The organism is Amycolatopsis sp. CA-126428, assembly GCF_002904335.1.
Lineage (GTDB): Bacteria > Actinomycetota > Actinomycetes > Mycobacteriales > Pseudonocardiaceae > Amycolatopsis.
Window position 1 is genome coordinate 316,552 of sequence record NZ_PPHF01000074.1, and the last position, 12,471, is coordinate 329,022.

A 12,471-nucleotide genomic window follows, 5' to 3' on the forward strand; every position below is an offset into this window, starting at 1 on the left:
GTTTCACCCCGAATAGTCCCCACAAGGTTTTCCCACTGATCATCGTCGATCGAGGAGTGAACGTGCTGAATAAGCGATGGGCCGCCGCGGCGGCCGCGGCGGCCGGACTCGTGCTGCTCACCGCCTGCGGGAGTGGCGGTTCGTCCGGCGGCAGCTCGGGCGGGGCGACCACGCTCGGGTTCGCCCAGGTGGGCGCCGAGAGCGGCTGGCGGACGGCGAACACGAAGTCGATCCAGGAATCGGCGAAGACCGCCGGGATCGAGCTCAAGTTCTCCGACGCGCAGCAGAAGCAGGAGAACCAGATCTCCGCGATCCGCTCGTACATCCAGCAGAAGGTCAAGGTCATCGCCTTCTCGCCGGTCGTCGAGTCCGGCTGGGACACCGTCCTCAAGGAGGCCAAGACGGCCAACATCCCGGTCATCCTCACCGACCGGGCGATCGACTCGCCGGACAAGTCCCTCTACAAGACCTTCCTCGGCTCCGACTTCGTCGCCGAGGGCAAGAAGGCGGGGGAGTGGCTGACCAAGGAGTACGGCAGCGCCACCGGCGACGTGAACATCGTCGAGCTGCAGGGCACCACCGGCTCGGCGCCGGCGAACGACCGCAAGAAGGGCTTCGCGGACGTCATCGCGGCGGACCCGAAGTACAAGATCGTCGCCTCGCAGACCGGTGAGTTCACCCGCGCCAAGGGCAAGGAGGTCATGGAGGCCTTCCTGAAGTCCCAGCCCAAGATCGACGTCCTCTACGCCCACAACGACGACATGGCCCTCGGCGCCATCGAGGCCATCGAAGCCGCGGGCAAGGTCCCGGGCAAGGACATCAAGATCGTGTCCGTGGACGCCGTGAAGGACGGCATGCAGGCGCTGGCCGACGGCAAGATCAACCACATCGTCGAATGCAACCCGCTGCTCGGCCCGCAGCTGATGGACCTGGTGAAGAAGGTCGCCGCCGGCGAGCAGGTGCCCGCCCGCATCGAGACCAAGGAAACCGAGTTCGACCAGGCGGCGGCCAAGGCCGCGCTGCCGCAGCGCCAGTACTGACACTCGCCCGCCGGTCGTGAGTGGTAAGGCGGGTTAGAACCCGCCTTACCACTCACGACCCCCGCCTCCTCCCCGGAGCACACCAAATGCCTGAACCGCAACCCATGGTGCGGATGAGCGGTATCCGCAAAGAGTTCCCCGGCGTCCTCGCCCTCGACGGGGTCGACTTCCGGATGTACCCCGGCGAAGTCCACGCCCTGATGGGCGAGAACGGCGCCGGCAAGTCCACCCTCATCAAGGTGCTGACCGGGGTGTACGGGGTGGACGCGGGCACCATCGAACTCAGCGGCGACGAGGTCGCCTTCACCGGGCCCGGCGAGGCCCAGCAGGCCGGCATCAGCACGGTCTACCAGGAAGTCAACCTCTGCCCGAACCTGTCCGTGGCGGAGAACGTCTGCCTCGGCCGGGAACCCCGCCGCTTCGGCCGCATCCAGTGGGGCCCGATGCGGCGGCGGGCCGAGGAACTCCTGGCCCGGCTCGACGTCCACGTGGACGTCTCGGCCGAACTGTCCACCTGTTCCATCGCGGTACAGCAGCTGGTCGCGATCGCCCGCGCGCTCGACGTCGACGCGCGGGTGCTCGTCCTCGACGAGCCGACGTCCAGTTTGGACGCCGGCGAGGTCGAGCAGCTGCTGAAGGTCGTCCGGTCCCTGCGCGCAAGCGGCATGGCGATCCTGTTCGTGTCCCACTTCATCGACCAGGTCTTCGCCATCGCCGACCGGATGACCGTGCTGCGCAACGGAAAGCTGATCGGCGAGTACCCCACCGCGGAGATCACGCCGGTCGAGCTGGTCACCAAGATGATCGGCAAGGAACTCCAGGTCCTCGAGGACCTGGAGGACTCCGGCCCCAGCCGGGCCGAGGTCGCCGGCGCGCCGGTGCTGCTGGCTGCCGAAGGCCTCGGCCGCAAGGGCGGGGTGGCACCCTTCGACCTCGCCATCCACGCCGGCGAGGTCGTCGGGCTGGCCGGCCTGCTCGGCTCCGGGCGCACCGAACTCGCCCGCCTGCTGTTCGGCGCCGACCACGCCGACAGCGGCTCGGTGCAGGTCGACGGCACCGCGACCTCGCTGCGCACCCCGCGGGCCGGGCTCGACCACAAGATCGCGTTCCTTTCGGAGAACCGCAAGGCCGAGGGACTCGTCGAAGAGCTCACCGTCCGGGAGAACATCGTCCTCGCGCTCCAGGCCTCCCGCGGCTGGGCGCGGCCGCTGTCGCGCCGCCGCCAGGACGAAATCGCCGAGAAGTACATCAAGGCGCTCGACATCCGGCCCACCAACCCCGAAGCGCTGGTGGGCAACCTTTCCGGTGGCAACCAGCAGAAGGTGCTGCTGGCCCGCTGGCTCATCACCGAACCGCGGCTGCTGATCCTCGACGAGCCCACGCGCGGCATCGACATCGGCGCCAAGACGGAGATCCAGCGGCTGGTCACCCAGCTCTCGGGCGACGGGATGGCCGTCGTGTACATCTCCGCCGAACTCGAAGAGGTCCTGCGGCTCAGCCACCGGATCGTGGTGCTGCGGGACCGCAAGGTCGTGGCCGAGCGGGAAAACCAGGCGCTCACCGCGGACGACATCATGGCCACGATGGCCGAGGGGGTGCAGGCGTGACTGCCTTGAAGGGATTGACGAAACACCGGCTGTTCTGGCCCGTGGTGGCCCTGCTGGTGCTGCTGGTGGGCGACCTGATCGCGAGCCCGTCGTTCTTCAAGATCGAGCTGCGCGACGGGCACCTCTACGGCAACCTCGTCGACATCCTCAAGAACGGCGCCCCGCTGATCCTCATCGCGATCGGCATGACGCTGGTGATCGCCACCCGCGGCATCGACCTCTCGGTCGGCTCGGTCGTGGCGATCAGCGGCGCGCTCGCCTGCCTCTGGGTCAGCGACAACCCCGACGGCGCCGGCACCACGCTGATCGCGTTCGGCCTGGCGCTGGGCCTGTCCCTGGTGCTCGGGGTGTGGAACGGCTGGCTCGTCGCGGCACTGGGCATCCAGCCGATCATCGCCACGCTGATCCTGATGGTCGCCGGCCGGGGCATCGCGCAGCTGATCACCGACGGCCAGATCATCACCGTCAACTCCCACTCCTTCGAGTGGATCGGCAGCGGGTTCCTGTTCACCCTGCCCGGCGCCATCCTCATCGCGCTGGCGGTGTTCGTGCTGGCGTCGGTGCTCGTCCGCCGGTCCGCGCTCGGCCTGCTGGTCGAGGCCGTCGGCGGCAACCCCGAAGCCAGCCGGCTGGCCGGGCTCCGCTCCGCGCGGCTGACCTGGCTCGTCTACGTCTTCTGCGCGCTGTGCGCGGGCATCGCCGGGCTGATGATCAGCGCGAACGTGCACAGCGCCGACGGCAACCACGCCGGCCTGTTCATCGAGCTCGACGCGATCCTCGCCGTCGTGGTCGGCGGCACCCAGCTGACCGGTGGCCGGTTCTCCCTCGGCGGCTCGGTGATCGGCGCGCTGTTCATCCAGACGCTCACCACCACCGTCTACGCCCTCGGCATCCCGCCCGAGGCGATCATGCTGTTCAAGGCCCTGGTCGTGCTGGCGGTGTGCCTCCTGCAGTCGCCGGCCTTCCGCCGGAAGCTCCGGCGCCGCCGGACGCACCGGCCGGGCCAGCCGGCCGCCACGCCCGCTCCCGAGAAGGTGGAGGTCACGGCATGACCACGCTCGCCCGCGTCAAGGGCTACCGGCCGCAGCAGCGGCACCTGCCGATCCTCGCGACGATGGCGCTGCTCATCGGGGCGTACATCTTCGGCGCGTCGAGCTACGAGGCGTTCGGCTCGGGGCAGGTCATCCTCGACCTGTTCATCAACAACGCCTTCCTGCTCGTGGTCGCCGTCGGCATGACGTTCGTGATCCTCACCGGCGGCATCGACCTGTCCGTCGGGTCGGTGGTGGCGCTGTCCACCGTGATCTCCGGCGACCTGATGCAGAAGCACGGCTGGTCGGCGTACGCGGCGATCGCCGTGGTGCTGGTGGTCGGTGCGGTGCTGGGCGCCGGGATGGGCGCGCTGATCCACTTCTTCGAGATCCAGCCGTTCATCGCGACGCTGATCGGGATGTTCTTCGCGCGCGGCCTCTGCTACACGATCACCACCGAGGCCTACTCGATCGACAACGCGACGATCGCCACGCTGGCCCAGACGCAGCTCCCGCTCGGCGGCGAGCTGCACATCTCGATCAGCGTGGTGGTCTCCCTGCTGGTCGTCGCCGCCGCGGCCTACGTCCTGGCGTTCACCCGGTTCGGGCGCACGGTCTACTCGATCGGGGGCAACGCGCAGTCCGCGATGCTGATGGGGCTCAAGACCGGCCGCACGAAGATCGCGGTGTACACGATCAGCGGGGTCTGCTCGGCGCTCGGCGGGCTGCTGCTGGTGCTCTACAAGTCCTCGGGCGACCCGCTCAACGGCGTCGGCCTGGAGCTGACGGCGATCGCCGCGGTCGTCATCGGCGGCACCATCCTCACCGGCGGATCCGGGTACGTGCTCGGGACGGTGCTCGGGATCATGGTGCTCGGCATCATCCAGACGCTGATCACCTTCGACGGCACGCTCAACTCGTGGTGGACCTCGATCATCACCGGGGCCCTGCTGTTCGTCTTCATCGTCCTGCAACGCCTCGTCACCCGACGGACCCGCTGACACCCGGTCCGCCACCGGGGTGGACCATGTGAGCGCTCACACTCAAGGGAGAGTCATGCTCCGCAGACTGCGGCGGCCCATGGCCGTGCTCGCCGCCCTGGCGCTGTGCGCCGGCGTTCCGGTGGCGGTGGCCCCGGCCGCGTCGGCGGACGCCGACCCGGCGCTGGCCGGGCACTGGGCGTTCGACGACGGCAGCGGCACGACCGCGGCCGACACGGCGGGCAGCCACCCGGCGACGCTGGCCGGGGGAGCGGGCTGGGGGCCGGGCATCCGCGGCGGCGCCCTGACGACCGATGGCGCGAACGGCTTCGCCGACGCCGGGGCGCCGGTGCTCGACACGACCAAGAGCTTCTCCGTGAGCAGCTGGGTGAAGCTGGACAAGACGTCCGGCTTCCAGACGTTCGTCAGCGTCGACGGCTCCCAGGTGAGCAACTTCTTCCTGCAGTTCCGCGACGACTCCCGCCGGTTCGCCTTCACCCGCCTGGCCGGGGACGCCCCGGCCGACGGCGTCGTCGCCTCGGCGAACTTCGACCCGGTCGCCGGCCAGTGGTACCAGCTGACCGGCGTGTACGACTCGGCCGCGTCGACGCTGTCGCTCTACGTCGACGGCACCCGCCAGGCCACCGTCGCCGCGCCCACCGCGTGGGCGGGCACCGGGCACCTGGTGATCGGCCGCGGCAAGTACGGCGGCAACCCGGTGGACTTCGTCGACGGCACGATCGACGACGTCCGCGCCTACTCGGGCGCCCTCGCCGCGGCCGCCGCGGCGCGCCTGACCATCGCCGGGCACTGGGGCCTCGACGAGGGCACCGGGACGACCACGGCGGACGACTCCCTCGACACGCGCACCGCCACCCTGACCGGCGGCGCGGCCTGGGGTGACGGCGTCGTCGGCCCGCACGGCGTCGCGCTGAACGGCACCGACGCCGCGGTCGACGTCCCGGCTCCGGTCGTGGACACCGCGCAGAGCTTCTCGGTGTCGGCGTGGGTCAAGCCCACCGCGGCCGCCGGCTTCCGGACCGCCGTGAGCGTCGACGGCTCGACGATCAGCGGCTTCTACCTCCAGCGCGCCGCGGACGGCCGGTTCGCCTTCGCCCGCCGCGCGGCCGACGGTGACTCCGCCGCGTCCTCGGCGGTGTCCACGCTGCCCGCGCAGGCCGACCAGTGGCAGCACCTCGTGGGTGTCTACAACCGGGCGGCGAACACGCTTTCCCTTTACGTCAACGGAACCCTCCAGCAGAGCGTCCCGTTCACGACGCCGTGGACCGCGGCCGGGCACCTGGAGATCGGCCGCGGCAAGTGGGCCGGGAACCCGGTCGACTGGTTCGCCGGTGGCGTCGACGACGTGCGCGCGTACCCGACGCCGCTGACCGCGGCCGCCGTCGCCGCACTGGCCGCGAGCGGCTCGTGGCACTTCGACGAGGGCACCGGCACGGTCGCCCGCGACGCCTCGGCGAACGCCGCCGACGGCACGCTCGAGGGCGCCACCTGGACCGCGGGAGCGGCCGGCAAGGCCGTCCAGCTCGACGGCAAGTCCACTGTGGACATGGGCACCTCGCCCGCGTTCGACACCGGCACCGGCTCGCTGTCGCTGGCCGCCTGGTTCCGCACCACCGCGGCGGGCACGCTCGTCGACCACGGCGACGGCTACGCGCTCGGCGTCACCGGCGGCAAGCTCACCGCCCGCGTCGGCTCGATCCAGGTGACCACGAACGGCGGCGGGCTCGCCGACGGGAACTGGCACCACGCCGCTCTCGTCCTCGACCGCGCCTCCCAGCGGCTCACCGTCTACGCCGACGGTGACGCGGCCGCGGTCACCAGCACGTGCGGTACGCCCACCGGCACGACCCTCGACGTCTCCGCCTGCCCGGCTTCGGGCACCGCGGCGGCGCCGTTCACCGTCGGCCCCGGCTTCACCGGTGCCGTCGACGAGGTCGAGCTGCGCCGCTTCCCGCTCACCGCGGCCCAAATCGGCACTCTCGCCGGCGCGAACCAGCTCGCCGTCGACGCCAACGTCGTCCGCGCCAACACCCGGCCGACCACCTACGGCTCGATCCTCGAAGACATCAGCCACTCGGTCGAAGGCGGCCTCTACGCCGAGCTCGTCCGCAACCGCACGTTCAAGGAGGGTTACCAGCCCGGCAGCGGCGCGGGCGACACGCCGGTGCCGTACTGGTCGCTGGTCACCTCGGCGGGCGCGACCGGTGCCTACTCGGTCGACGCAGCGAACCCTCTGAACACCGCGCTCGACCGCTCGCTCAAGCTGCACGCCGACGCGGTCCCGGCCGCGGGCCGGGTGGCCGCCGCGAACGTCGGCTTCTACGGCGTCGCCGCTAAGCCGTCCACCAAGTACACCGGCAGCCTCTTCGCCAAGGGGACGTGGACCGGCGGTGTCCGGGTCAGCCTGGAGAAGCCCGACGGCACCGTGCTGGCGAGCAAGGACCTCCAGCCGGTCGGCCCGGCCTGGGCGCAGCAGAGCTTCAGCTTCACCACGCCGTCGACGATCACCGCGTCCACCGACAACCGGATCGTCGTGTCCCTGGTCAACAAGGGCAAGAAGGCACTGAGCGGTGACGCCTGGTTCCAGCAGGTGTCGGTGTTCCCGCCGACCTTCAAGAACCGGCCCAACGGCGTCCGCGCCGACCTCGGGCAGAAGCTCGCGGCGATGAAGCTCGGCCTGTTCCGCGTCCCCGGCGGCAACTACCTCGAGGGCAACACGCTCGACACCCGGTTCGCGTGGAAGAACACCATCGGCCCCCTGGAACAGCGGCCCGGCCACCAGAACACCGCGTGGGGCTACTGGTCCACCGACGGCTTCGGCATCCTCGACTACCTCAAGCTCGCCGAGGACGTCGGCGCCCAGCCGCTGCTCGCGCTGTTCGCCGGCTACACCCTCAACGGCCAGCACGTCAGCCAGGCCGACTACCCGCAGTACGTCCAGGAAGCCCTCGACGAGATCGAGTACGCCATCGGCGACAGCTCGACCACCTGGGGCGCCCAGCGGATCGCCGACGGGCACGCGGCGCCGTTCGACCTGCACTACGTCGAGGTGGGCAACGAGGACTGGTTCGACACCTCCGGCAGCTACGCCTGGCGCTTCACCGACCTGAACAACGCCATCAAGGCGAAGTACCCGCAGCTGACCGTCATCGCCACCACCGGCGGCCTGCAGGGCGGGGCGGCGTCGAGCACGTCGACCGGGGTGCGCCCGGACGCCGCGGACGACCACTACTACCAGTCGCCGCAGTGGTTCACCGACAACTCGACCCGCTACGACACCGCCGACCGCAGCGGCCCGGACATCCTCGTCGGCGAGTACGGCGCCCAGGACGGCCGGCCCACCGGCACCCTGGCCGCCGCCATCGGCGAGGCAGCGTTCCTCACCGGGCTCGAACGCAACAGCGACGTCGTCATCGGCTCGATGTACGCGCCGGTGCTGGTGCACGAGAACCAGGCGAATTGGCCGGTCAACCTGATCGGGCTCGACGCCGGCAGCAGCTACGGTTCGCCGTCGTACTGGGTGCAGCAGATGTTCTCCAGCACCCTCGGCAAGCAGATCGTCACCAGCCGCCTCAACCAGGGCAGCCCCCTGCGGCAGGTGGTCAACGTGACCACGAAGAGCGGAAGGAAGACCTTCACGGTCAAACTCGTCAACCCGACTCCGCAGGTGCAGACCGCACGGCTGGCGCTCACCGGCGTCACCGCCGTCGACGGCACCGGCACGCTCACCACGCTCACCGGCGACCCGGCGGGGCGCAACAGCCTCGCCGCGCCGACCGCCATCGTGCCGCAGACCAGGGAGATCACCGGCCTGGCCGCGACGTCGAAGCTGACGTTGCCGGCCAACTCCGTGACGACGCTGGTCCTCACCGGCCGCTAAGACCCCGGGACGCGGCGCGTTCACCGCCGCCCGCGCCGCGTCCCGGTCACCAACCAGGAGGGAAGACACCGTGGGAGAACCACTCACCGTCGGCGTCGACTTCGGCACGCTGTCGGGCCGCGCGGTGGTCGTGCGCGTGGCTGACGGGGCCGAACTCGGCTCCGGCGTCTTCGAGTACCCGCACGGGGTGCTCGACGAGACGCTGCCCGCCACGGGCCGCGCGCTGCCACCGGAATGGGCGCTGCAGGTCCCGGCGGACTACGTCGGCGTGCTGCGCAACGCCGTCCCGGCGGCACTGCGGGACGCCGGCGTCGACGCGGCGGACGTCGTCGGGATCGCCACCGACTTCACCGCGTGCACGATGGTGCCGACGACCGCGGACGGGACGCCGCTGTGCGAACTGCCCGAGTTCGAGGGCAACCCGCACGCGTACGTGAAGCTCTGGAAGCACCACTCGGCGCAGCCGCAGGCCGTGCGGATCAACGACCTGGCCCGCGCCCGCGGCGAGAAGTGGCTCCCGCGCTACGGCGGGCTGATCTCCTCGGAGTGGGAGTTCGCCAAGGCCCTGGAGCTGTTCGAAGAGGCGCCCGAGGTCTACGCCGCGATGCGGCACTGGGTGGAGGCGGCCGACTGGATCGTCTGGCAGCTCGCCGGCACCTACGTCCGCAACGCCTGCACGGCCGGCTACAAGGGCATCCTGCAGGACGGCCAGTACCCCAGCCGCGACTTCCTCCACGAGCTCGCCCCCGGCTTCGAGTCCTTCGTGGCCGACAAGCTGGAGCACCCGCTGGGCCAGCTGGGCTCCCGCGCCGGGTCGCTGACCGCGGAAGCCGCGGCCTGGACCGGGCTGCCCGAGGGCATCGCGGTCGCCGTCGGCAACGTCGACGCGCACGTCACCGCGCCCGCCGCCCAGGCCGTCGAGCCCGGGCAGATGGTGGCGATCATGGGCACCTCGACCTGCCACGTGATGAACGGCGCCGAGCTGCGCGAGGTCCCCGGCATGTGCGGGGTCGTCGAAGGTGGCATCGTGGCCGGGCTCTGGGGGTACGAGGCCGGCCAGAGCGGCGTCGGCGACATCTTCGGCTGGTTCGTCGAGCACTTCGCCGACGCCTCGCACGAGGAGCTCACCCGGCTCGCCGCGCAGCAGGAGATCGGCGAACACGGCCTGATCGCGCTGGACTGGCACAGCGGCAACCGGTCGGTGCTGGTCGACCACGAGCTGTCCGGCGTCATCGTCGGGCAGACGCTCGCCACTCGTCCCCAGGACACCTACCGCGCCCTGCTGGAGGCCACCGCCTTCGGCACCCGGAAGATCATCGAGACGTTCAACGCCGCCGGCGTCCCGGTCACCGAGCTGATCATCGCGGGCGGGCTGACGAAGAACGCGCTGCTGATGCAGATCTACGCCGACGTCACCAACCTGCCGCTGTCGGTCATCGGCTCGGCGCAGGGGCCCGCGCTCGGCTCGGCCATCCACGCGGCCGTCGCCGCCGGGGCCCACGCGGACATCCGCGAGGCCGCCGCCGCGATGGGCTCGGTCGAGCGCGCGGTGTACCGGCCGGTGCCCGCGCACGTCGTCGCCTACGACGAGCTGTACGCCGAATACACGCAGCTGCACGACTACTTCGGCCGGGGCGGCAACGATGTCATGCACCGCCTGGCCGCCCGCCGCCGGGCCGTTTCGAAGGCCGTCGCGAAAGGACAGTCCTGATGTCGCTGACCGGTGAAGTGCTCGACACCGTCACCGAACTCCGGGAGACGGTCGCGAAGCTGCACGGCGAGCTGACCCGCAACGAGCTGGTCGTCTGGACCGCGGGCAACGTCTCGGCGCGCGTCCCGGACCGGGACCTGCTGGTCATCAAGCCGTCGGGGGTGTCCTACGACGACCTGTCCGCCGACACCATGGTCGTCACCGACCTGCACGGCGAGCTCGTCGAAGGCGAGCTCGCGCCCTCGTCGGACACCGCCGCGCACGCCTACGTCTACCGGCACATGCCGGAGATCGGCGGCGTCGTGCACACCCACTCGACCTACGCCACGGCGTGGGCGGCCCGCGGCGAGCCGATCCCGTGCGTGCTGACGATGATCGCCGACGAGTTCGGCGGGGAGATCCCGGTCGGGCCGTTCGCCCTGATCGGCGACGACTCCATCGGCCGCGGCATCGTCGAAACGCTTCGCTCGAGCCGCTCGCGCGCGGTGCTGATGCGCAACCACGGCCCGTTCACCGTCGGCCGCACCGCCCGCGCCGCGGTCAAGGCCGCGGTGCTGGTCGAAGAGGTGGCCCGCACCGTCCACAAGGCCTTCGAGCTCGGCACGCCCGAACCCCTCCCGCCCGAGGACGTCGACCGGCTCTACGCCCGGTACCAGAACGTCTACGGCCAGCACTGATCTTCCCAAGGAGAACGATGACTTCGGCATCGAAACCCCAGCTCTGGTTCCTCACCGGCAGCCAGGCTCTCTACGGCGAGGAGACCCTCGAGCAGGTCGCCGGCCAGTCGCTGCGCATCCAGCAGCTGCTTGCCTCCGCCGGCTCGCTCCCGGCCGAGATCGTCGGCAAGCCGGTGCTGACCGAGGCCTCCTCGATCCGCCGCGTGCTGCAGGAGGCCAACGCCGACGCCGCCTGCGTCGGCGTGATCGCCTGGATGCACACCTTCTCGCCCGCGAAGATGTGGATCACCGGCCTCGACGCGCTGCGCAAGCCGCTGCTGCACCTGCACACGCAGCTCAACGAGGCGCTCCCGTGGTCCACCATCGACATGGACTTCATGAACCTCAACCAGGCCGCGCACGGCGACCGGGAGTTCGGGTTCATCCAGACCCGCCTCGGCGTGCCGCGCAAGACCGTCGCCGGGCACGTGTCCGACCCGGCCGTCGTCGCGCGGATCGACGCGTGGGCGCGCGCCGCGATCGGCGCCGACCACCTGCGGAACCTGCGGCTGGCCCGGTTCGGCGACAACATGCGCGACGTCGCCGTCACCGAAGGCGACAAGGTCGAGGCCGAGCTGCGGTTCGGCGTCTCGGTCAACACCTACGGCGTCAACGAGCTGGTGGAGCAGGTCGACGCGGTTTCGGATGTGGACTCGCTGGTGCGGCGGTACGCCGAGGATTACAACGTTGTGCCGGAGCTGGCGGCCGGGGGAGCGCGGCACGAGTCGCTGCAGTACGCCGCCCGCATCGAGGCCGGGCTGCGGAAGTTCCTGACCGACGGCGGGTTCGGCGCGTTCACCACGAACTTCGAGGACCTCGGCGGGCTGCGGCAGCTGCCCGGCCTCGCGGTGCAGCGCCTGATGGCCGACGGCTACGGCTTCGGCGGCGAGGGCGACTGGAAGACCTCGGCGCTGCTGGCCGCGGTCAAGGCGATGGGCGTGGGCAAGACCCTCGGCACGTCGTTCATGGAGGACTACACCTACCACTTCGGGCCGGGCAAGCCGAAGATCCTCGGCGCCCACATGCTGGAGGTCTGCCCGACCATCGCCGCCGCCAAGCCGTCCTGCGAGATCCACGCGCTGGGCATCGGCGGCCGCGAGGACCCGGTCCGGCTCGTGTTCGACGCCGCGCCCGGTCCTGGTGTCGTCCTCGGCCTGGTCGACCTCGGCGACCGGTTCCGGCTGGTGGCCAACGAGATCGACGTCGTCGCGCCGGACGAGCCGCTGCCCAACCTGCCGGTCGCCCGGGCCGTCTGGGAGCCGGCGCCGTCGCTGGCGACGTCCGCGGAGTCGTGGATCACCGCGGGCGGCCCGCACCACACCGTGCTCACCCAGGCCGTGGGCACCGAGACCCTGCGCGACTTCGCGAACCTGCTCGGCGTCGAGCTCCTGGTCATCGACAAGGACACGACCCCGCACGACTTCGCCGACCGCATCCGGTGGAACCAGGCCTACCACCGGCTCGCCCAGGGTTTCTGAGGCACAA

The 12,471-nt window shown here is 70.9% G+C and carries 8 protein-coding genes; all 8 read left to right on the forward strand.

From position 1 onward, the window contains the following. The first annotated feature begins 56 nt into the window (after positions 1-56). The 8 genes from C2L58_RS19895 (at position 57) to araA (ending at position 12,464) form a co-directional block, all read left to right on the forward strand. Positions 57-1,040, forward strand: a complete 984-nt coding sequence (locus C2L58_RS19895) for an ABC transporter substrate-binding protein (protein ID WP_103339085.1) — start codon at positions 57-59, stop codon at positions 1,038-1,040. Between the two features lie 104 nt (positions 1,041-1,144). Beyond that, a complete protein-coding gene (locus tag C2L58_RS19900; RefSeq protein WP_199191358.1) occupies positions 1,145-2,647 on the forward strand; it encodes a sugar ABC transporter ATP-binding protein in 1,503 nt (500 codons plus the stop codon). A 5-nt stretch (positions 2,648-2,652) separates the two neighbouring features. After that, positions 2,653-3,699, forward strand: a complete 1,047-nt coding sequence (locus tag C2L58_RS19905; protein ID WP_103339087.1) for an ABC transporter permease — start codon at positions 2,653-2,655, stop codon at positions 3,697-3,699. Continuing rightward, the gene (gene yjfF / locus C2L58_RS19910; protein WP_103339088.1) at positions 3,696-4,679 is read left to right on the forward strand and encodes a galactofuranose ABC transporter, permease protein YjfF; all 984 of its coding nucleotides are present in this window, start codon (positions 3,696-3,698) and stop codon (positions 4,677-4,679) included. Before C2L58_RS19905 ends, yjfF begins: the two co-directional genes overlap by 4 nt. Before the next feature lie 55 nt (positions 4,680-4,734). After that, entirely contained in the window at positions 4,735-8,559 is a 3,825-nt protein-coding gene (locus C2L58_RS19915; protein WP_103339089.1) for a LamG-like jellyroll fold domain-containing protein, read from the forward strand. 70 nt (positions 8,560-8,629) lie between these two features. Then, the gene (araB, locus tag C2L58_RS19920) at positions 8,630-10,270 is read left to right on the forward strand and encodes a ribulokinase (RefSeq protein WP_103339090.1); all 1,641 of its coding nucleotides are present in this window, start codon (positions 8,630-8,632) and stop codon (positions 10,268-10,270) included. Next, a complete protein-coding gene (locus C2L58_RS19925) occupies positions 10,270-10,947 on the forward strand; it encodes an L-ribulose-5-phosphate 4-epimerase (protein WP_103339091.1) in 678 nt (225 codons plus the stop codon). Before araB ends, C2L58_RS19925 begins: the two co-directional genes overlap by 1 nt. A gap of 17 nt (positions 10,948-10,964) precedes the next feature. Beyond that, a complete protein-coding gene (gene araA / locus C2L58_RS19930; RefSeq protein WP_103339092.1) occupies positions 10,965-12,464 on the forward strand; it encodes an L-arabinose isomerase in 1,500 nt (499 codons plus the stop codon). Positions 12,465-12,471 lie beyond the last annotated feature (7 nt).